The organism is Nocardia sp. BMG51109 (assembly GCF_000526215.1).
GTDB lineage: Bacteria > Actinomycetota > Actinomycetes > Mycobacteriales > Mycobacteriaceae > Nocardia.
This window is the reverse complement of sequence record NZ_JAFQ01000004.1, coordinates 4,273,525-4,294,046: the sequence shown is the minus strand read 5'-3', so window position 1 is coordinate 4,294,046 and position 20,522 is coordinate 4,273,525. Positions and strand designations below refer to the sequence as shown.

Here is a 20,522-nt window from a genome sequence, read left to right as displayed (position 1 = left end):
AATGAGCGCGTTATTGCTCGAAGGCGGTTTCGACGACCGCGGCCTGCTCGGCGGTCCCGGCGCGGAAGTAGCGGGGCTGATCGAACGAACGATATCGTCGCCGACAGGCTACCGCTGGCTCACGATCCGCTACGAGCGCAAGGGATCTCACTACTGGCCTTCCTGACGCTGGCCGCTACGCTCACCTGCTTCAAGAAACTGACGAAAGCGAAATCAGCGACATGAGACACGTCGGGCCCACAGCCGTTACCGGCGGCGGTTGTCGGACACCTCGATCACCGGCCGCTAGGTCTTGATCGGGTTACAGGTCCGCAGGCTGTTCTGCGGCAACTCCGAGTGCGGCAGAAGAACTTTCACCGAACAGGTCCCGCAACTGGCCGCCAGGCACGCCCGCCGCACAGTGATCCTGCAGCGAACGCCTTACTCGAGAAAGCCAGAATTCTGCTCCTGACAACCAGCGATCTAAAAACCCTGGGATCCACCGACGACGTTGTTGCTCTGTTGCACCGGCGCCTGCTCGACCTCGTGGCCGCAGGCACTTTCACTCTCGCGTAGCTCTGTTCGGTCCCCGTGCGGTGGCGGGAGAGCCAGTATCCAACACTCCCGGATGACGTGATTCGACTCAGCATCGTTATTGCGTCCATCCGCCACGGTTCATGCGTTCGAAGTAGGCGTCGTCGGCTGCTTGGATTTCTTCTTCGGTCATGGGCCGGTCGTGCTGTCGGGTCTGGCGGGGGTCGAATGTTTCGCGGATGGTGCGCAGGCCGTTCTCGACGCGGTGGTCGCTGGTGAGGGGGCGCATGGCTTGGGTGGATTTGTGGCGGGCGTCTTTTTCGGCGGCTGCGGTCGCTTCGAGGATGAGGCGGGACAGTTGGTTGCCGAGGCGGGTGGTGTTGGCGGGGAGTGTGAGGGCGCGGAGGTGTCCGGCGGAGTCGACGACGGCGGTGATGGTGCCGTTGGCGGCGGTGCCGGTGCCGCGGATGGCGGCGAGGTCGGCTTTGACGCGGGCGGCTTTGTTCTGGATGTCGGCGATCGAGGCGTCGAGGTCGGGGTACTCGCTCATGGGATCAGGTCCGCGAACTCGGCTCGGATCTCGGGCCGGGTTCCCGGTTCCCGGATGTAGTAGAGCGGGCTTTTCGCCCCGAAGTACCCCTTGATCGTTTCCCGGGTGGGGTCGGCGCCGCGGGCACGCAGTACCCGGATCGTGGCGACCGGGTCGCCTCGCACGGTGGTGGCGGCCCAGTAGATCGCCGGCATCCCTTTCTCGGTCAGGGCGTGGATGTCGGCGCCGGCGTCGAGCAGCCGGGCGACGACGTCCGCGGCGCCGGCGTCGGCGGCGAAATGCAGCGGGGTCCAGCCGCCGCTGTCGGCGAGGTCGACGTCCTCGGAGGCCAGCAGTTCGTTGACGGCGGCCAGGTCACCGTCGCGGGCGGCGTAGTGTAGGGGTGTGCGGCCGAACTCGTCGAGTACCGGCATCATTTCTCCTCTCGGTGGTGGTCACGGTTGCCGGGGAAGTCCTCGACATGGAAGTAGTCGGGATGACGGTTGACGTGATCGTTGAACTGCTGTTGCGTCATATTCTGATCCTGCGCCTCGGCCAGCAGCTTGCGGTGTTCGAACCCGCTGTTGTGCCCGTACTCCCACTTCGGGTTCACCGGATACCGGACCTCGTTCGCGGCGTCGACGTAGTACTTGCCGTCCTCGGACTTCGGCAGCTGGGTGACCCACGGATTGTCGTCGTAGGACCTGTTGATCGGCACCTTGATATCCGGCTCGGACTTGACCTCGTAGAACTCCGGTTCCTTCCCGGGCGGGCCCCACTTCTTGGTGCCGGCCTCGATCGTGTCCTTGGTCTGCTGCGTCAGCTTCGGCCGATACAGACTGGAGAACGACGTGAACGGCCCCGGCGCCACCGCCCCCTCCGCGCCCGCCAACGCCGGGCGCGCCCGCAACAACGGAATCAGCGCCTCGGTGCCACGAGAGACCGCCTGCGACACCGCGACCGGCACCCGCGCCGCCTCGGTCAACCCGACCAACGCGCGGATCATGGCCGCGATACGGGCACCATAAATGGAGATAGCCAGGGCCATCCCGCCCTGCGCGGCGACCGCCGACCCGCCGCCGGTCAGCGCGGCCCCGATCCAGCCCGCGGCCTGGTCGACCGCGACGATCGCGGCGAGTTCGATCAGCGCCTCGACGATCTGGCCCTTGGTGTGGCTGACCGAATCCGCGTACGCGTCACAGGAACTCGCCAGCGCGTCGCACGCGCCGGCGAGGGTGTCGAACTGGTTTTTGACCAGATCGGCCTGTTCGAGGGCCTGCTGGGTTTCCGGGGTCTGCTGGGATTCGATCAGCTGTCGCGCCCCCGGCAAGCCGAGGGTGGCCATCCGCAGCTTGGTGGCCATCGACCGCCACGCCCCGGCCGCGGTGCGCAGCTTGCTCGGCCTGCCGTTGGGCCACAGTTCGCCCTGGACAGCGCCTTTCACCCAATCCCAGCCGGTGGGCTCGGGATCGTCACCACCGAACGTCGGGGGCGGTTCGGGCGGGTTGTACACCGGCAGCGACCCGGGCGGGAACACCAGCGCGGCCGGGTTGGCGTCCGGGGCCGACTGGGTGTTGGCGTTGCGGTGGTTGGACGACGTCGCCTGCAACAGGTCGTGCATCTGCCCGACCGCCAGCGCCAGGTCACCGAGCGCATCAACAGTGCTGTAGGCGGCCGGGTCGTAATCGGCCGACCACTTCAACCCCGCATTATCCGAACCCGCCGACCCGCCACACCCGGCCAGCGCGCTCGACAGCTCCGTGATCGCCGGGACCAGACTGTTGCGGTGGATCTGCGCGTAGACCTCGGCCGCCTGCGTGAACCCGTCCGGGTCGACGACGATCGGCGCAGTCACCGCGGCCACATCCCGGTGTTGGTGTCCACCGCGGTCGAATAGTTCGTGTGCGCCCGGCGAGCGACCGTACGGAGCTCGTCGAGGTTCCCCCGCATCTCCCGCACACCAGCCGCCCACTTGTCGTGAGCGGCCCGCTGCGCGGCCGCGGCCTGGCTCTCCCACGACAGGTGCAGATCCGCGATATGCGCATCGATCTCACCGAGCCACGCATCGACATCGGCGCCGAAAGTCTCCATCGCCGTCACCGATTCATCCAGCAGCGGCAGATCGACCCGGAACCGATCACTGTTGGGGCCCACCATCACGCCCTCCCACCCGGATCCCGCAACGAATCGCTGACCCGCTGGATGACGGCACTGCTGTCCTGGTCCTGCGCCTCATACAGATTCGCGGTCTCCGCCAGCTTGGCCGCCGACTCATCCAACGCCGCAATCACAGTGTCGGCGCCCTGCTTCCACTCGATCCAGCTGCCGTCGTACCCGGCGGCAGCCTTACCGTCCCAGCCCTCGGCCAGCAGCCGCTTGCCGACCGTATCGTCCAACCGCTGCAACCGATCCCGCATCGCCTGCGCCTTACCGGCCACGCACCGCGACGCCTCCCGTAGCCGCGCCGGATCAACCCGCACCTGATCTGCCACACCCGCCTCCCCTCCGGTGGACCGCACCCCGTACGTCGTCTTCGCACTATAAGCCGCGACCGACTGAAAGTTGGAGGGGCCGCAACGCCCGACAGGACACCCACCGGTCACCCACACCGCCGCACGGCACCACCCGCACCGGTCCGGCGTCGAACGGGGTATGGACAAACCTTGCGGTGTAGACGGTCCGGCGCTGCGGTGGCAGCAGGCGCGGATACGGATCCTGCTCCGGATCTCCTGTGGCCGCCCACCACTGTGCCGCCGGGATCGGCGGCGGCTGTCCCGATACGGCATCACCGTCGACTAGCCCGATCCGGCCCGGCGCCGCCGGGCCGGTGTCTCAGTCTGTCGGTGTGCGTCGATACATTCGCTGCAGCAGGCGATCCCAGTAGCATCGGCCTGCCTCGACCGGTGGGAGGGTGGGAAATTGACGACATTCGCGGCCATGTCATGGAGTTGTTTTGCGCGGCAGCGGAATTGCGTGGCTATACGGGGCAGGTGACGGCCGCGGGAGAGGTGGCGGTGACCTGCGTGTCCAGGGTCACGGCCTACTACCTGGCGAACCTGTTGGGCAAGGTTTCCGCGGCGCCGCAGCAGGAGTGGGCGGCGCTGGGTGCCGGCCACCTCGGCACCGGCCCGGCCCACAACGAGGCGACTCATGGTGCGGTTCTGCTTACTCCTTCCCGACTGGCGAAGGTGGCGGAAGCTCAAAATAGCGGCGGATCCACCACGTCACCGCCACATTCTGAGACTCCGCCATCGGTCCTGAGACCCCTACATTCAGCCGACGTGTTCGGTCTTGTCAGGCTGCCGCCGAAGACGTGAGGTCGAACTCTCGCTTCTCAATGCCGTCACAGAAGGCATCCCACTCCGAGTGCGTGTACGTCAGGGTGGTCGGGCCGCTGGAGAGGGAGACGCCCCCATCCGCACGGTACGAGATCGTCGGAAGTCCACCGAAGCCCGCGCCGTCCTCGTCCATCACGGCGTCGAGGAATTGATGCCAAAGACTGCATGGGATGCTGATCATCGGCTGGTCTGCGCCACTGCGGGTGCCAGGCTCGCGGAGGTACTTGCTATCGCGGATCAGCCAGACCTCCCCTGCGTTGGCGACTTCGACGCAGTTCGACGTCGAGGTGGACTTGGTCGCCTTGAACCAGTTGAGTGCGGTGGTACTGGCGTTCATGTTGTTGAGCTTACTCACCTGCTGGATCTGTCCTTCTTCTGTCCATCTATACGAGTCCGTTGAGGAGATCCAAGGAGTCCTCGCGGCTCAGTGACTCTGTCTGCAAGTGTCCGAACACGATAGTCATGTTGCGGATCCGTTGTTCGTCCTCGACGAGTTCGTCGTGGGTCGGCACCTCGTTCCACGCGAGAGTGGGCAGATGCGGCCGGGGGAAGTCGAGGAGGTGAAAGGTAGATACCCCGCGTATAGCGCCGGTGTGGCTCGCGAACGGCAGCACGCGAAAGTCGATGGTGTCGTGCGCCTCAATCATCGAGATCAGATGTTGTAGCTGCCTCCGCAGCACGTCGGGGCCGCCAGTCTGCTGCCGCAGCGCTGCCTCACTGACGACGACGTTCAGGCGAAGCGGATCGTCATCGGTCAGGCGTTTCTGCCGCTCCAAGCGTGCATCAATTCTCTGCTGCACCTCGATCTGACGGATGAACGCCGTATCACCAGTGATCAGCGTGCGCGCGTACTCCTCGGTTTGAAGCAGACCGGGAATGAGCAGGCTCTCGACCGTGCTGATCTCCTCGGCGCCCCACTCAAGCCCGAAAATACGAAGCTGCTGTTCGCTGAACAGCCCGCTGTACTCAGACCACCAGCCGCTCTGGCCAGCCAGGCGGCGGACTTCCATCAGGTCTTCTCGCTCCTCAGGGCTGAACTCCAGAAACTCAAGAAGGCGGGTGGTGTTGTCCTCCTTCAGGATCCGCAAGTCACGCTCGACTTTGGGCCAGTAGGTCGTGGAGAACCCCAAGGCTGCCGCGATCTTCGGGCCAGTGACATTCAGCTCGTCCCGGCGCTTCCGCGTCCGATACGACAGTTCCCAGCGTGCCACTGCCGGTGACCTCGGTGCCATCGCAGTCGGTTCCTCTCCTCGGATCGGGGCAGCGCCACCATAGCATTCGTCGAAATGACAGCTGTCATTCATGATGCTACAACTAGCGATAGAACATCTTGACGCACTAGTTCTTGTCGTTCTAGCCTCACATGTGTCGGCCGTCACAAGCGGATGGCCACGCGACTACAGCAGGCAGAGGTGATGACCATGCAGCTCGACTCGGCACCGGAGCCGCTAGTGCGGTACGTGGGTCTAGACCGGTACGCCCTGCTGTGGTTGCCCGGTTGGACCGTCGAAGCCGGGACGGCGCAAGCGGCGGTCCGCGCGGCGGAGGCGGTGCAGCAAAAGCCTGCAACGGATGACCAGGTGTGGCAGGTGGTCCGCGAGGGAGCGTCGGCGCTCGGGCTAACGCTTCGCGAGTTCGCACAATCCATTGCGCCGGATGTGGCGATACCGCCCGAACCATCAGTGCCGGACGGGAATCCCGTCCGGCGCCGGTGGCTTCGAGGCGGCAAATGAGGGGGCCGACATGTATCCGCAACTGTTGATGCTGGGTTACATCCGCGAAGAGCTGGTGCTCGACGCGCTTGAGGCGGAACGGCAGATGGGCGCGTTCGCGCTCGGGGAGGGATTCTGCCTGGGGCGCGTGTATCACGACGCCGCCACGGCGACGGGCTCCCTATGGGTGCTGGGAAACGAACTCGATCGAGGAGACTGTCGTGACCTGGTGGTTCCCTCTCGGATGCACCTAGACGCAGCACCAGGGCCACGGTGGGTGGTGCAGCGGTTGTGGGAGATGGATCCCGCGCTGCGGTGCTGGTCGCTGGACCGGCGGGAAGGACTCGCAGTCCTCCGCCGACGTGAGCGGGGTGGCGACCACTCGCACTCAGCGGGGGTGACGGAGCTGAACTGTTTCCGGTGCCCGGTCACACCCGCGGGCCGGGCGACGGCCGGGTTGCATGTGCACGAGAGCCTGACGCGAGCCGGCTTGCGCGACATGGTGACTGCGGTGGACACGGTGCTCGGTGCGCTGGTCGACGAGGCGCTGCTGGCGCGTCGGCGGCGGACATCCCGGGAGTATCCGATCTATACCCGCACCGCGGCGGCGCTGCAGCAGCTGGCGAGCGAGGCGTTCAACGAGCTACAGGTGAGGCTGCTGGTCACGCGCTCGGACGAACTCGTGGTGGAGGTCGTCGAGCCGCGCGAGCACGAGAAGGACCTGCTGCCCGCGGCGCTCGTTCCTCTCGGGCGAGGCGGGCGGCTACGGCCGCGGGAGGGCGGCACGCTGACCTGGTGGGCGCTGCCGCTGGCGGCCGCCTGGACCGAAATGGCGGACCTGGTGCGCGCCCATCACAACGTTGTCGCCGGGGGTGTGTTGTGAACCCAATGGCTTATGCGATTGTGCGGCAGGACATTTCGGGAGATCTGACCGACGAGCATGTCCGGCGGCTGCGGCAGCTGGCAACGGCCGAGCAGCTGGACCTGCGCGGGATCTTGCTCGCCGAAGACGATGCCCCGTACGCACAGCTGTTCGCGAGTTTCGAGGCATCGCGGATAACGGTGCTGCTGCTGCCGGACCTGCGGTGCGTGAACGGGTGGCAGGACGTGATCCGGCACCAGGTCGAGGTGCTGACGCTCGCGCCGCGAAAACGCTGGGAGCGGCTGCCGGAGCCCGACGCGGAAGACACCGTCGGGTGAGCCGGGGACGTGGCCATGACCAGCGATGTGCACGTGACGGTGGAGTTCCCGACCGACCAGCTGCCGATCGTCATGGAGTTCCGGGCCGACGCCGAGGCCGCGCTCCACTTCGCCGCGGAGGCCGAGCATCTGCACATCGCGCATGTCCACATCGACGACGACGTGACACCGGGCCTGCCGGATATGCCGTGCCAACGACTCTGGACGTGACCGCACGGTCGGCCGAATTCGGTGACCGGCAATCGAAAGTGATTGACCACCATACTAATTCGACTCTTTAGCGAGGACTGATGTCTAGTTCAGTACTATCCTTCACCGCGGAGGCGGACCGGACCACGAGTGCGGACCTGCTGGCGAAGTATCGCAGCTACCGGGAGACGTATCAGCGGTTGTACGGGCCGGTCCGCTACGACCGGTGCAGCCGTGCTCTCACGATCCGCGCGCACGACGTGCGGGCGTTCATGACGCCGCCGTTGTTCGGCGCTGGGGCACTCGAGGTGCTGGGAGCCGGGCGGCTGCCGGTCTACACGGTGTTCGGCACCGAGAGTTCGGTGTGGGTGTTCGTCACCGGATACCCGGGCCCCGATGACAATCCGCTCGAACTGTCGCTGGGAATCCTGCGGCATCGCCTGCCCGTCGTGACCGTCGGCGCGGGCGCGGAACTGGCGCTGCCGACGCCGGGCTACACCCGCCGCGCGTGGTTGCGCGGCCTGCCGGACGGACAGCTCCCGGCCTACGGCGAGGTCGTGCGGGCGTTGGTGGGGGCGGCATCGTGATCGACTACCCGCTGCCAGGACAGCAAGAGCTTCTGTACGTGGTGAATCCCGACATCGGATACGACATCGACGATGCCGTAGCGTTGCCGATCGCGGCACGGCGGTGCCCGCGGCTGGTGGTGGTCACCTCGGACGAGACGTGGGGCCGGCGGGCCCGGCTGACGCGGCACATGCTCGACCTGCTCGACCGCCCGGATGTGCCGGTGTACGAGGGCCGCGACTTGGGCGGGGACCGGTTCCTGCTCGATGAGGTGCTGCCGTCGGTGCCCCGGAAGTCGATCCGTCCGCTCGACGACCTCGTAGGACTGCTCGAGGACGAGGCCGGCCCGATCATCTGGATCGGGCAGGGCACGATGGGCGAACTCGCCCACGTGCTGACGCGGGCACCGCATCTGGCCGAGCAGATCAAGGTCAACCAGATGGGCGGCTGGTTCGAGAACTATCGGAGACCGGACCGTGCCAGCCACAATCTGGACACCGATCGGAAGGCCGCGAATATCGCGCTGCGGCTGGCCTGCCGACCGCGCCTGGTGCTCAGTGACCACACCAATGTCGACGAGCTGGCGATCTGGCCGGAATCAGAAATGACCCAGTGGATGACCGCGCCGAACGCGGAACCGTGGGCGCGGCTGATCGGCGCGAACATGACGGCGTGGTGGGCGTGGCAGCGCGGGCGGAACGCGCCCGCCCGCACCCGCCTGCACGACCCGGTCACGGTGTCGGCAGCGCTGGGAGAGCCGTTCGTGCGGTTCGCGGAGGAGCGGATCCGCATCATCCCCGACGCGCGCACGCGCCGCGATCCGCTCGGGCGTCCTGTCGAGGTCACGACGAGCATCGACTGCGAGGCGGCGATGGCGTGGATCCACGACCAGGTGTACGCGGCATGACCGCCGGGATCGGCTGGCCGGACATCGTGGATGCCTGGAACGGCATCGCGCCCGTAGTGAAGCCGATGTACTGCGAAGAACTCGACGGCGATGCTCTGCCGTCGACCGCTGGACGGGTACTGCTGGCGAGGGAGCACAAACAGCACAGCGGATCGTTCCGGGCCCGGAGCGCGGTCTGGTTCCTGCGAGCCCGGCGTGCGGCCGGCGAACTGCCCGCGGCAGGGATCGCGGTGGCAGCGGGCACGGAATCGGCGGCCGCGGCGTGGGCGTGGGCGGCGCACAGGGAGAACGTCGCGGCGACGGTGTTCGTGCCACCGTCCCTGGACACGGTGCGGATGCTGCCTGACGGGCCGGTGACCGTGCAGGTGGTGCCCGATGGTGATGCGGTCGCCCACCGCGACGCATATGCGCGTGAAGTGGGGGCGCTGACACCGAACCCGGCCGATCCGCTGCTGGCGGCCGGGGCGGGCACGTGGGTGCTCGGCGTCAACTGCGTGGTCTGGGGGTTGGCGACGGTGATGATTCCCGTCGTCGATGGCACCGACGACGGCCTGCTGCTGGGCACGGTCACCGCCGCGCACCACTACGGCATCAAAACGGTCCTCGTCGCCGCGTCCGGCACCGCGATACCTACTGCGGCGCAGCAAGTCCTGGCCGGAGATGCGGCGGAGCTGGCCGGCATGGCGTCCGACGGCCACCGGATCAGCATGGAGCTGGTGACGGTGTCGGTGGGCGACGCCGCAGCCGCCGAACAGATGCTGCGCCGCCGCGGCCGCATCGTCAACGCCGAAGGCGCGCTGCCGTGGGCAGCGCTGGTGGCACCGAACGAACAGCCCCGCTGCTACTACCGGCCCGCCCCGGGCGAATCGGTGGCCGCATTACTGGCGGGCCCACCCGCCGACAGCGCCCGGCCGGACCGGGTGAATCCGTTGCGGCTGCAACCCAGACCCGCCCGCAGCACAGACGCTGGTCTGTGAAATCTACTGCGGGCGAAGACCATTCGAGCAACACACAATGCAGGAGGAGAGATGACGACAGGCCGGGTGAAATGGTTCGACGACGCGAGGGGGTTCGGTTTCATCAGCCAGGACGGCGACGAACCCGACGTCTACGTGCATCATTCCGCCATCGTCGGAGACGGCCACATGCACAGGACGCTGGACGCCGGGCAGCGTGTGCAGTTCGAGATCGACTGGTCGGACAGCAAGGGCCCGAGAGCGACGAACGTCCGGCCGAGCGGAGCCGACGGTGCGAGACGGGGAGAGCGGCGTGGCTGAGCGGGACGAGCCGCCGCGGCTGCGGCCGGTCTCGGCGGGGCAGGATCCGGGTCCCTTGTGTACGGAAGGCTCGAAGCCGAATATGGCTCGCGTGCAGAACTATTGGCTCCGTGAGACCACCAACGTCGGTATCGACCGCGAGGCGGCTGCCTGGATCGGCGAGATCGCGCCGCGCTGGCCCGCCGTGGTACGCATGGGCCGCGACTGGACACGCCGCGTCATCCGCCATCTGGCCGAAGCCGGGATCAACCAGTTCCTCGAGTTGGGGGCGGGACTGCCGCTGTTGTGGTCGGCCAACACGCACCAGGTCGCCTGCGCCGTCACGCCGGGCTCCCGGGTGGTGGCCGTGGACATCGATCCCCTGTGCGTCACCTACGGGCAGGCGCTGCTCGAGGGCGACAACATCCACTACGTGCACGCGGACGCCGCGGCACCGGACACAGTGCTCGGGCCGTCGGTCGCCGGCGGGCTGCTGGACTGGGCGCGGCCGGTCGCGGTGATCGCGTCGGACGTCCTGCCCCATATCCCGGATCCGGCCGTGGTCATGTCCAGCTACAGCCGGACACTGGTGGCGGGCTCGTACGTCGCGCTCAGCCACTTCACCGATCCCGGTGACGGGACCGATGCCGAGGACCTGGCGACAGATCTGCAGACGAGATTCCTGCAGTGCTTCGGATCGGGGTCCTTCCGCAGCCGCGAGGAGATCGCCGCCTGCTTCGCGGGCCTGGACATGATGGCGCCCGGCCTGGTGCCACTGGACGAGTGGTGGCCCACGACGGCGACCCCCGTCGTGGGCCGCCGTCCCCGCGAGGCCCGGCTGGTACTGGGCGGTGTCGGTGTCAAACCGTAGATATCCGCTGCGACCGATCCGGATGAGCGGAGACAGCCGGGCGGGGACCGGGTGTTTCGCCGGGCATCCGCAGGTCGCCTCATGACCGCCGCTGGGGCCGTGCCGGGGGCGAGACCGGCACCGAAGGGCGTCAACCCGTCCCAGCCGAGTTCTGCCCGGGTGTTCGACTATCTGCTCGGCGGCAAGGACAACTACGAGGCCGACCGGGTTCTCGCCCAGCACATGCTCGAAGTCGCGCCCGATACCCGGACGCTGGCCTGGTTCAGCCGCAGATTCCTCACCGGCGCCACCCAATTGGCCGCCGAGAAGGGCGTGCGGCAGTTCGTCGACATGGGCGCCGGCCTTCCGACATCGCCGAACGTGCACGAGGTGGCGCAGAAGGTCGATTCCGCCGTGCGGGTGGCGTCCGTCGATTTCGACCCCATCGTCTACGCGCACGCCAACGCGATGCTCGACGGCGAGCCCGACGTGACGGCGATCCTGGGCGATTTCCGAGACCCGGGAAACGTCCTGCACCGCCTGCGCACCGAGGCGAAGATCGACCTCGACCAGCCGATCGCGATGCTGGTCGTCGGCGTCCTCCACTTCGTGATGGACGACGAACGCCCGGCCGATCTCATCGCCCGGTACCGCGACGCGATGACACCGGGCAGCTATCTGGCCTTCACCCACGGATCCACCGACACCAGCGAGGCTTTCATGCACCGGGCCACGACCGGCACGCACGGCAGTCCGGCCCAAATCGTATTCCGTTCCGCGGCCGCGATCGAAGCGCTCTTCGAGGGCTTCGAGATCCTCGATCCCGGCATCGTCCCCATCCAGAAATGGATCGGCGACGACCTGCCGAAGACCCGGCTGGACCTACTCGGCGCCGTGTGCCGCAAACCGGATGGCCCCGGCTGACCTGTTTCCCACTGCGCTCGAGGGCGACGCCCGAATAGACAGCGCGCGGCCGTCGACGCCCAACGCGGACGCCCCGCCACCAGACCCCCGCCGCAGACATCGGCGGAAACGTCGGCGAAACCCTTCGCTGACCCGACACGAAGGAGAAGTCCATGAAATTCCACGCGATCACCACCGCCGGGCTAGCCACAGTCGCGATCACCATGGCGGCCGTACCGGCCCACGCTGCCCCGCAGACCGAGACGGGCATCAGCGGGGTCGATCACGGCATCGAATACGTCGCCGCCCCGACCCCCGACCACGCGGGCGTGACCACGACCGTGGCGGCCGGCAGCTTCGCGCTCACGAACGACGGGCAGGCGGTCACCCTCACCGACGTCGCGGGCCGCGAGGTCATGACGATGCCGCTGACGATGCAGGCCGCGGGCGCCACGATCGCCCTCACACCGCAGATCGGCGCCGACGGCCGCGCCCTGACGCTGACACCGCAGTCCGACGCCACGCAGGTCGCGCAGAACATCGGCGAGGCGGAAGACACCATCGCCCGCAAGCAGCAGAACGCCGTGGTCGGCGCGCTGATCGGCGGCGGAATCGGCGCCGTGATCGGCTTCTTCCTCGGCGGCGTCGGCGCGTTGATCACCGTGCCGGTCGGCGCCGGAATCGGCGCGTTGATCGGCTACTCCACGCCGTAGCGCCGGCGCCGGGCAGCGGCCGTCACCATCGACGAGCTGTTGCGGCGATGCGGTGCTTCCCTTCTTCTCGCTTCCGCTCTCTACTGCACCAAGAAAGGCGACCATGTCGTCGTATCCGCTGTCCGGCGCCACGTTCGTGCCCGGGGCAGGCCCGTTGGCCCAGACCGACGATCTGATCACGACCCTCACCGGCACCCACGGCTATGACTACGCCGTGCTACTCGCTGTGACGACCCACCTCGCCAGCCAAGATGACCAAGCCGGCCGCCGGGACGGCATGTGTTGCGCGATGGGGCTGCTGACCGCCGGGGGCATGCGCGTCGAGGAGGCTGCGGTGATACTGCACAGCCACATCACCCAGATTCTCGCCGCGATCCGCGCCGACCTCTCGATCCGCGAGCACAACACCCGGACCACGGGACACCGTGGCCCTCGGCACTGCCCGGCGCCACAGCGTTTGGGCAAGCCCCGGACAGGCGGCGCGACATGACACGGGGCCCAGCCAACGGCTCCCGCCGCAGAACTGGTGGCGCCGAGGCCGTCTCGCCAATGCCCGACCTTCACCGGCCGGGCGACACCACGCCTCGACGAGATCCGGCCGATGCCGGGTGCCGTCACCGACATTGCCGAAAAGCCCAGCGGCCGACGATGCGACGTCGAGTGAATCCTTCTCGTCGAACCCATTGCAATGCATCATGATCGGAGGAATCTCATGCCGGTGGCTGCGGGGTCCGGGCCCTTTCAGCAGCGGATCCTGGGCTGTCTGAGTGACGAGGAAATGCGGACGTGCCGGGAGGTCGCCGCAAAGACCGGAATCGCCTACGAGACAACGAGGTTCACTATGCGCGCGCTCGGGAAACGGGGACTCGTCCGCGATACCGGTGAACGCGGGGGCGACAACAGTCGACAGAAGTACTGGGTGATCACCGATGATGGCATCGAAAAGTCCAGCGCAGCAGCAGAATACGTGCACACTCGATCTACCGAGGAAAGGTTGACGACATGACTGATCTCGTCGTCGTGACGCGGCACCGGCCGTGGGCTCGCTGGTGGCAGTGACTGACTCGCGCCACTCGGGCCGTGCGGAGGGAACGGTGTATCAGGAGCGCCGTAGGTTCACGCCGAAAGACACGGCCACGCTCGCTGTCTGCCTGTTCTGCACCATCCTGGCCGCCGTCTTCGACAGCGTTCCTCTGCGGTCCGTGTGCATCGTGCTGTTCGGTGCGGCGACAGTCGGCTACTTCTGTCTGATGGTGTCGCGGCGGGAAGCGCTGCGGGTCGACGACACCGGTATCACCCTGCACCGCCCGGGGAGGACACCGACCTTCGTGCCATGGGACGAGGCGCTCGCCGTCTGGGTGTGGGAGACCGCCCGGTGCAGCGTGGGTGTCGAGCGCCGACCGTCCTGCCAGAAACGCAGGGCCCGCATGCAGTGGGTACCCGGCGTTCCCCGGGGCGCGCTGGCCGAAAGCGTCGCCGTCGTGGGCTGGCGCCTCGACCGGCAGCTGCTGACTGACGCCGTCAGCACGCACGCCCCGCACATCGCCGTCCACATCCTCGACGGCAGCCACGGGATCAGAAGCATCCAGCAGCGCCCGCCTGCTCGCGGGCGCTGCGGGACAGTGGCGGCCGTCCGGAGGTGCTGGAATCGCCTGGCCGCCAACATCGTCGGCTACTGGCTCGCGGGCGGGGTAGTAGCCCTGATCGGGCTCGTGATCTTCCTGCCTCAGCTGCCGGGTGCCTGGGCCGCCCGCGAGAACGACGGCCGTCTCGGCACCTGGACGGTCACCGAGGTGCACTGCCCGACCGACACGTTCTGCCGGGCGTGGGGAGATTTCAGTCCCGCCGACGGCGGGCCGGGCCGGGATCACGTCACGCTGTCGGGCCGCGACTTCGCGGTCGGGGAGGGGGACATCGGCGCACGATATCCCGCCATCGATACCGGCGGCCACGTGTACACGCCCGGCGGCGGGCGGGCCTGGGCGATCGTGTGGATCGTCGCCGCGCTGAGCGTACTCGCCGGAGCGTGGCTACCGAGCGTCGCCGTGCTCGCCGCCCGCCGCTGGCTGTGACGACCCCCGAGTACCTCAGAGAGGAGTTGAACCGTGGACAGCAATGAAATCATCGAAGACGGCAGCGCCGGCGACGATGTCGAGCCGGCCGGGAGCGTTATCCGTGTAGAGGGTGTCTACCCGCTGAGCGTCCAAGAGAACCCGTTCGTCGTCGGCCGGACTGTCGGAGACTTTCACATCGGACAGCGGGTGCAATTGTGCACCGCGGACCACACCACCCATTCCGGCACGATCGACGGCTTCCACATCCGGCAACACGACAGCAACAGGCATGTCTTCGTGTTCTCCGATGACATTTCCGCACACGTCCAACCAGGCGACATCATCCGCCCTCTGCCCGAAGGAGAAGTGCCACCTTGAGCGATCCGAGATCGAGCGGTGTCATGCCCGAGCCCTATCCGGTGCCGTGGAAGCTCACACTGCTGCTCACCGGCCGGTTCGTCGGCTTGCTTTGTGTCATCGGGGTTTTGTGATGCACCGCAGCGAGTGGCAGGGGACATCTGCCGAGACCCGACCTCGAACGGTAGGTGTCGATCCAGTTCGAGGGCATCAGTGGTCACGCACCCGACGGTGTGCATTGCACCGGGCCGCTCACCCAGTAGCGCTACCTACCGGGTTCTAGCAGCCGCCGACGACCGGTGACGGCACTGTCCGCTGCGGGTGACCGGTTAATCGAATATGCCGAGGCTGCCGCCCGTCGGTGGGAATGGTGTCGTGGAGTCGTGAGAGGGTTCGTTATTTCGGTTGGTGGTCAACGTTTTCGGGTGCATGATGACAGCCTCGATGCGGTGCGGAGGGAGGCGGATCGTGCCTGAGCAGACACGGATAGCGGTGGAGCGCAGCGCGGATCGGGACGAGTTACTGGGGATGGTGTCGAAGATCGCCGGGGTACTGCGTGCCGGTGCCGATACCGGGGAGGAGGCGCGGCTGGTGGCCGCGGAGCCGATGCGGGTGCTGCGGGAGTCGGGCCTGCTGGCGGCGTTGGCGCCTGTCGAAGTGGGTGGGTGGCAGGCCGATCCGGTGACGGAGATGGAGTTGATCGAGGCGGTGTCCGCGATCGACGGGTCGACGGGCTGGTTGTATTGGGCGCTGGCGGGTAGTACCGCGCGGGCGGCGTCGATGCTGCCGCCGGAGGCGGTGGAGGCGGTGTTCCCGCCGGGTGGCCGGTTTCCGTTGATCGCGTTCCAGGAGAACGCGTTCGGGAACACGGTGGTGCCGACCCAGGCCGGGTTGCGGGTCGATGGGCGGTGGCCGTTCGGAACCGGCGCCGAGTATGCCGATTGGGTACTGGCGATCGGGCACCGCGAGAGTTCGCAGCACTGCCCGTGGCCAGGAGCGCGTCAGTTGGCCGCGGTGGTGCCGACGGCGCAGGTCGAGGTCCTCGACTGCTGGGACGGTGCCGGCCTGGCCGCGACGGGGACCGTAGACTACCGGATCACCGATGTGGTGGTGCCGTGGTCGCGGGTGTGGCCGTACCCGGCCGGGGCGCCGGTGCGCGGGGGTGTGTATTTCTGTTTCCGGCGCGCGGCGATCAAGCATCTCGGTTTCGCGCTCGGCGTGGCTCGCGGGGCTCTCGACGAGTTCACCGCGCACGCCGGTCACCGATACGCCGGTGATGACCGTCCGGTGCCGGACGGGCTGGTGGCCGGGGTGGCGCGGGCCCGGCTGTCGGTGGACGCGGTGCGCGCGCTCGGGCACGAGGCCGTGGCGCTGGTGTGGCGGGAGGCACGGGAATCCGGCGCGGTAGGCGAGGATTCGTATCGGCGGCTGCGGGCGGTGGCACGGTATGCGACCGAGGTGGCGTTCGAGGCGTGCGCGCTCGTGGCCCGGTTCGGCGACGCGTCCATGGTGGCGCGGCAGCATCGCTCGCAGCGGGCGTTGCGCGACATCGTCGCCGGATCCGCGCACGCGGAGATGAGTTCGATCGCACTCGACGAGTACGGCCGGGATCTGTTGTCGGGCAAGGGGGCTACCGAGTGAACGGTGGGATTGTGACGGCGGTGCGGGCGAGTTTCCCGCCGATCGTGGCGGCCGAGGGCGGCCACTTCACGCTCGCCGACGGACGCCGGTTCGTGGATCTGGCGGCGCAGACACTGAATCTCGCATGGGGGCAACGGTTTTCGCCTGTCGGCGCGGCCGTGACCGAGCAGGTGCGGCGGGTGGAGTTCGCGTCGTCGCGGTTTGCCAGCGAACCGTTCCTGGCATTGTGCGAGCGGCTTGCGGAGTTGGCGCCCGACGGTGTGGACGCGGTGGCCGCGAAGCTGACCAACGGCAGTGATGCCGTGGAGACGGCGGTGAAGCTGGCCCGGTTGCATACGCGGCGCCGCATGGCGGCTGTGCTGCCGGGAGCCTGGCACGGGGAATCGTTTCTGACGTTGGGGCTGGCGACGACGCACCGGGGCCGGCTCCTGGCCGATTCCACGGTGGCGGTCGCGGCCGAGGAACCCGACATCGCGGTGCTGGCGCAACTGGTCCGGTCGCGACGGGACCTGGCCGCGGTGGTCGTCGACCCGGTGATGGTGGCCCACGGCCTGCCCGCCCGTGACGTCCGCGACGGGCTGCGAGCGCTGCGCGCGGCGTGTGATGCGGCCGGGACTCTGTTGGTGACCGACGAGGTGCAGTCGTTCGGGTGGCTCGGCGGGCACCTGTTCAGCAGCGAGCAGACCGGGGTGCGCCCGGACATCGTGTGCCTGGGCAAGGCGCTGGGGGCCGGATATCCGCTCGCGGCGGTGCTGGCCCGGCGAGACCTGATGGCGGTGTTGCAGTACAACGACGCCGAGTTCACCGCCGGTGGCCACCCGGTGTCGTGTGCCGCGGCGCTGGCCGGCCTCGACCAGCTGTCGGCGCAGCGCGGGGTCCTGGCCGACCGGGTGACCGGGTTCGCGACCCTGCTGCGGGAGCTGGTGGATAGTGACCGGTTCGAGGTGCGGCAGACCGGATTGATCGCCACCCTCACCACCCGGTCGCCACGGCTGCGGGAAGCCTGGGCGGCGCAGACCACCGCCGCGTGCGCGGAGGCCGGGTATTTCGTGCGCACCACCGACGCGGGCCGCCGGCTGCTGATCAAGCCGCCGCATGTCCTGTCGCTCGGCGACCTACGGGCGGGGATCGAGACCGTGGCCCGCCTCGGCGCGGCTACCGCCACCGCGGTCAACACCGTGGTTTCCCTCGAGCAGGCGCGCGCGAGCCCGCAGGACAGGCAGGTGGTGCGCCGCCCGGTCCGGGCGAATCCGCACGAGGGGTACGTGTCGGCGTTGCTGCGGGGCGCCGGGCTGGGCATGCTCACCCGCAGCCCGCACGCCCAGCAGGACCTCACCGCCGCGCTGGCGCGCATCGGGATTCCCGTGACGGCCACCTACGCCGTCGACGGCATGGACGCGGTGGATTACGGGTGGATCCCGGGCCGGGCACTGCATCGGGTGCTGGCCGACCCCGACACCGACCCTGCGACGGTCAACGGGCTGGTGTTGCGGCATTACGAGCTGGTGGTCCGTGCGCATGATCACGGGATCGTGATCGGGGACCGGTGGCCGGGCAACGCGATCGTCACCCCGCGGGCGGAGGTGGTGTTGATCGACTTCGAGATCGGTTACGACGGACCGCACCACGACACCGCCTTGTTCGAGGAGGCGTTCACGATCCTGCACACCCTGGTCGCGATCCCGGCCGGGAATCCGGTCCGGGAGGATCTGCTGCAGCGTCTGACCGATGCCCTGGTCGATCGCCACGGGATCAGCCGGGCCGGCGCGGTGTGGCGGTGGCTGGCCGAGTTCTACGGTGATCCGGCACGCCCGGTGCACGCGGACTCGGATACCGCTTCGGCGTACGCGGGGATACTGTGGGCCGCATCGTCGCGGCTGTCGCCGCCGACGCGTATCTGCCCGGACACCGACGGAGGAACCGACCAACCATGTGCGGCATCGTGGGGATGACCTCGCCCGAGATCACCGTGACCGGGCTGACCGCCGAACAGCTAGCCGTCCTGGAGTACCGCGGCTACGACTCGTGGGGGCTGGCCTGCCTGACCGACACCGCGCTGTCGGTGGTCAAAGACACCGGATCGGTCGGCAAGGCGCTGGCCGAGGGGCGCCTCGATGCCTTGCCGGAGTCGCGCCTGGCGCTGGGCCACACCCGGTGGGCCACCCACGGCGGGGTCACCGCCGCCAACGCCCATCCCCACCTGTCCTACAACCGGGCCGTGGCCGTGGTGCACAACGGCGTGATCGAAAACCACCTCGCGCTGCGCCGCGAGCTGGAAGCCGACGGGATCACCTTCGCCAGCGACACCGACTCCGAGGTCGCCGCGCACCTCCTCGCCCGCCACCTCGAGCGCGGCGCGTCGATGCGCGACGCCATCGCCGCCACCACCAGCGCGCTCGCCGGGGAATACGCGCTCGCGGTCATCGCCACCAGCGACCCCGCCACCGTGTGGGGGGCCAAACACAAAAGCCCCCTGGTCGTCGCCTACGACGGGAACCGCGGCATCCTCGCCTCCGACCAGATGGCCCTCGACGGCATCAGCGACCAGGTGCTGTTCCTCTACGACGGCGACATCGTCGCGGTGCGCGCCGACTCCGCCGACACCTACACCACCGTCGACCACACCGCCCACCCGGTCGAACGGGAGTTCACCCGGCTCGCAGCCCGGCAGGAACGCGCCGACAAAGGCGAATACCCGCACTGGATGATCAAGGAAATCCACGAAACCCCCGCCGCGGTGCAGGCCGCGCTCGCATTGCCAGCTGAGCACTTCGCCGGGATCCTGCCGCCGGACCGGCTGGTGACCCTCGTCGGCGCCGGCAGCGCCTTCTACGTCGCCTCCATGGGCCAGTACCTGCTCAAAAGCCTTGCCGGAGTGCGCGCCACCGCGCTGCCGTCCGACGAGGCCGAATATCTGGCCGTGCTCGGCGCCGGTGACCCGCTGATCGCGATCTCGCAGTCCGGGGAGACCTTCGACACCCTCGAAGTGTGCCGCGACGCCATCGCCGCGGGCGCGGTCCTCACCAGCATCTGCAATGTGCCCAGCTCCACCCAGGAACGCCTCGCCACCCACCGGCTCCCGCAAGGCTCCGGACCCGAGATCTGCGTCCTGTCCACCAAGAGCATCGTCAGCCAGGTCGTCCTCCTGGCCCGCCTCGCCCTGGAAACCGGACACACCAACGGCACGCTGACCGGCGAGCAGCACCACGCCCACCAGCAGTCCCTGGAACGTCTGGCCGACACTCTGACCGAGTTCATCGCCACCACGGCCACCAGCGTGCAAGCCCTCGCCGTCAAATACAGTCACGTCGCCGACTGGTTCTTCCTCGGCCGCGGCATCCTGTATCCGGCAGCCTGTGAAAGTGCCTTGAAATTCAAGGAAGTCAACTACCACCACGCCGAAGGCGCCGCCGCCGGATTCTTCAAACACGGCACCATCTCCCTGATCGACGAGCACTTCTACACCGTCGCCCTGCTGCCCTCCCACACCGCCGCCCCCGACCGCTACGCCGCCACCCTGGCCGCGGTTAGCGAGATCGCCGCCCGCAAGGGCCCCGTCATCGGCATCGGCCCCGCCGACATCCCTGCCGACGACCTCGGCGTCTTCGCCGAATACCTGCTACTGCCCTACCACGGCGACGACATCGCCGACCTCATCGTCAACCTCGTCGCCGGCCAACTCCTCGCGTACTACTGCGCCCTGGACCTCGGCCGCGAAATCGACCAACCCCGCTCACTGGCGAAATCCGTCACCGTGCGCTGACAACAACATAGAGACAAAAGGGGGATTGTC

At 68.1% G+C, this 20,522-nt stretch carries 24 protein-coding genes; 17 read left to right on the top strand and 7 right to left on the bottom strand.

What is annotated here, in order from left to right:
• The first annotated feature begins 1 nt into the window (after nucleotide 1).
• Entirely contained in the window at nucleotides 2–166 is a 165-nt protein-coding gene (locus D892_RS46855; protein WP_156959604.1) for a hypothetical protein, read from the top strand.
• A gap of 465 nt (nucleotides 167–631) precedes the next feature.
• Here the strand turns inward: D892_RS46855 and D892_RS0120560 are convergent, their stop codons facing one another.
• The 7 genes from D892_RS0120560 to D892_RS0120530 form a co-directional block, all read right to left on the bottom strand.
• Nucleotides 632–1,063 (bottom strand): YbaB/EbfC family nucleoid-associated protein, encoded by a 432-nt coding sequence (locus tag D892_RS0120560; protein ID WP_024803056.1) that lies wholly within the window; start codon nucleotides 1,061–1,063, stop codon nucleotides 632–634.
• Entirely contained in the window at nucleotides 1,060–1,479 is a 420-nt protein-coding gene (locus tag D892_RS41655; protein ID WP_084161151.1) for an ankyrin repeat domain-containing protein, read from the bottom strand. The genes D892_RS0120560 and D892_RS41655 overlap by 4 nt, the downstream gene beginning before the upstream one ends.
• Nucleotides 1,476–2,897, bottom strand: a complete 1,422-nt coding sequence (locus tag D892_RS0120550) for a GH-E family nuclease (RefSeq protein ID WP_156959603.1) — start codon at nucleotides 2,895–2,897, stop codon at nucleotides 1,476–1,478. The genes D892_RS41655 and D892_RS0120550 overlap by 4 nt, the downstream gene beginning before the upstream one ends.
• Nucleotides 2,894–3,199 (bottom strand): WXG100 family type VII secretion target, encoded by a 306-nt coding sequence (locus tag D892_RS0120545; protein WP_024803053.1) that lies wholly within the window; start codon nucleotides 3,197–3,199, stop codon nucleotides 2,894–2,896. Before D892_RS0120545 ends, D892_RS0120550 begins: the two co-directional genes overlap by 4 nt.
• Nucleotides 3,199–3,534, bottom strand: a complete 336-nt coding sequence (locus tag D892_RS41650; protein ID WP_024803052.1) for a WXG100 family type VII secretion target — start codon at nucleotides 3,532–3,534, stop codon at nucleotides 3,199–3,201. Before D892_RS41650 ends, D892_RS0120545 begins: the two co-directional genes overlap by 1 nt.
• A gap of 802 nt (nucleotides 3,535–4,336) precedes the next feature.
• The gene (locus tag D892_RS0120535) at nucleotides 4,337–4,735 is read right to left on the bottom strand and encodes a DUF397 domain-containing protein (RefSeq protein ID WP_024803051.1); all 399 of its coding nucleotides are present in this window, start codon (nucleotides 4,733–4,735) and stop codon (nucleotides 4,337–4,339) included.
• Between the two features lie 28 nt (nucleotides 4,736–4,763).
• On the bottom strand, nucleotides 4,764–5,591 hold the full coding sequence (locus tag D892_RS0120530) for a Scr1 family TA system antitoxin-like transcriptional regulator (protein WP_051499122.1): 828 nt from the start codon (nucleotides 5,589–5,591) through the stop codon (nucleotides 4,764–4,766).
• 532 nt (nucleotides 5,592–6,123) lie between these two features.
• Here D892_RS0120530 and D892_RS0120520 point away from each other — a divergent pair.
• The 16 genes from D892_RS0120520 to glmS all read left to right on the top strand — a co-directional run bounded on the left by D892_RS0120520 (nucleotide 6,124) and on the right by glmS (nucleotide 20,492).
• A complete protein-coding gene (locus tag D892_RS0120520) occupies nucleotides 6,124–6,975 on the top strand; it encodes a hypothetical protein (RefSeq protein ID WP_024803048.1) in 852 nt (283 codons plus the stop codon).
• A gap of 5 nt (nucleotides 6,976–6,980) precedes the next feature.
• Nucleotides 6,981–7,292 (top strand): hypothetical protein, encoded by a 312-nt coding sequence (locus D892_RS0120515; RefSeq protein ID WP_024803047.1) that lies wholly within the window; start codon nucleotides 6,981–6,983, stop codon nucleotides 7,290–7,292.
• 15 nt (nucleotides 7,293–7,307) lie between these two features.
• Nucleotides 7,308–7,502 carry a hypothetical protein gene (locus tag D892_RS0120510; RefSeq protein WP_024803046.1) on the top strand — a complete coding sequence of 65 codons (195 nt, stop codon included), beginning with the start codon at nucleotides 7,308–7,310 and terminating at the stop codon, nucleotides 7,500–7,502.
• A gap of 80 nt (nucleotides 7,503–7,582) precedes the next feature.
• On the top strand, nucleotides 7,583–8,068 hold the full coding sequence (locus tag D892_RS0120505) for a hypothetical protein (RefSeq protein ID WP_024803045.1): 486 nt from the start codon (nucleotides 7,583–7,585) through the stop codon (nucleotides 8,066–8,068).
• Nucleotides 8,065–8,955: a nucleoside hydrolase gene (locus D892_RS0120500; RefSeq protein ID WP_198036954.1), complete on the top strand. Its 891-nt coding sequence runs from the start codon at nucleotides 8,065–8,067 to the stop codon at nucleotides 8,953–8,955. Before D892_RS0120505 ends, D892_RS0120500 begins: the two co-directional genes overlap by 4 nt.
• Nucleotides 8,952–9,932: a pyridoxal-phosphate dependent enzyme gene (locus D892_RS43845; protein ID WP_024803043.1), complete on the top strand. Its 981-nt coding sequence runs from the start codon at nucleotides 8,952–8,954 to the stop codon at nucleotides 9,930–9,932. The genes D892_RS0120500 and D892_RS43845 overlap by 4 nt, the downstream gene beginning before the upstream one ends.
• Before the next feature lie 51 nt (nucleotides 9,933–9,983).
• Nucleotides 9,984–10,232 carry a cold-shock protein gene (locus D892_RS0120490; protein WP_024803042.1) on the top strand — a complete coding sequence of 83 codons (249 nt, stop codon included), beginning with the start codon at nucleotides 9,984–9,986 and terminating at the stop codon, nucleotides 10,230–10,232.
• Nucleotides 10,225–11,082 carry an SAM-dependent methyltransferase gene (locus D892_RS0120485; protein WP_024803041.1) on the top strand — a complete coding sequence of 286 codons (858 nt, stop codon included), beginning with the start codon at nucleotides 10,225–10,227 and terminating at the stop codon, nucleotides 11,080–11,082. The genes D892_RS0120490 and D892_RS0120485 overlap by 8 nt, the downstream gene beginning before the upstream one ends.
• An 81-nt stretch (nucleotides 11,083–11,163) precedes the next feature.
• Nucleotides 11,164–11,985 carry an SAM-dependent methyltransferase gene (locus D892_RS0120480; protein ID WP_024803040.1) on the top strand — a complete coding sequence of 274 codons (822 nt, stop codon included), beginning with the start codon at nucleotides 11,164–11,166 and terminating at the stop codon, nucleotides 11,983–11,985.
• 152 nt (nucleotides 11,986–12,137) lie between these two features.
• Nucleotides 12,138–12,677, top strand: a complete 540-nt coding sequence (locus D892_RS0120475; protein WP_024803039.1) for a hypothetical protein — start codon at nucleotides 12,138–12,140, stop codon at nucleotides 12,675–12,677.
• A 103-nt stretch (nucleotides 12,678–12,780) separates the two neighbouring features.
• The gene (locus tag D892_RS0120470) at nucleotides 12,781–13,167 is read left to right on the top strand and encodes a hypothetical protein (RefSeq protein WP_024803038.1); all 387 of its coding nucleotides are present in this window, start codon (nucleotides 12,781–12,783) and stop codon (nucleotides 13,165–13,167) included.
• Between the two features lie 604 nt (nucleotides 13,168–13,771).
• Nucleotides 13,772–14,749: a hypothetical protein gene (locus D892_RS0120460; protein ID WP_156959602.1), complete on the top strand. Its 978-nt coding sequence runs from the start codon at nucleotides 13,772–13,774 to the stop codon at nucleotides 14,747–14,749.
• Nucleotides 14,750–14,782: 33 nt separating this feature from the next.
• Nucleotides 14,783–15,109 carry a hypothetical protein gene (locus D892_RS0120455; protein ID WP_024803035.1) on the top strand — a complete coding sequence of 109 codons (327 nt, stop codon included), beginning with the start codon at nucleotides 14,783–14,785 and terminating at the stop codon, nucleotides 15,107–15,109.
• Nucleotides 15,110–15,556: 447 nt separating this feature from the next.
• Nucleotides 15,557–16,729: a hypothetical protein gene (locus D892_RS0120445; protein ID WP_156959601.1), complete on the top strand. Its 1,173-nt coding sequence runs from the start codon at nucleotides 15,557–15,559 to the stop codon at nucleotides 16,727–16,729.
• The gene (locus tag D892_RS0120440) at nucleotides 16,726–18,681 is read left to right on the top strand and encodes an aminotransferase class III-fold pyridoxal phosphate-dependent enzyme (RefSeq protein WP_198036953.1); all 1,956 of its coding nucleotides are present in this window, start codon (nucleotides 16,726–16,728) and stop codon (nucleotides 18,679–18,681) included. Before D892_RS0120445 ends, D892_RS0120440 begins: the two co-directional genes overlap by 4 nt.
• On the top strand, nucleotides 18,660–20,492 hold the full coding sequence (gene glmS / locus D892_RS0120435) for a glutamine--fructose-6-phosphate transaminase (isomerizing) (protein WP_024803032.1): 1,833 nt from the start codon (nucleotides 18,660–18,662) through the stop codon (nucleotides 20,490–20,492). Before D892_RS0120440 ends, glmS begins: the two co-directional genes overlap by 22 nt.
• Nucleotides 20,493–20,522: the final 30 nt, after the last annotated feature.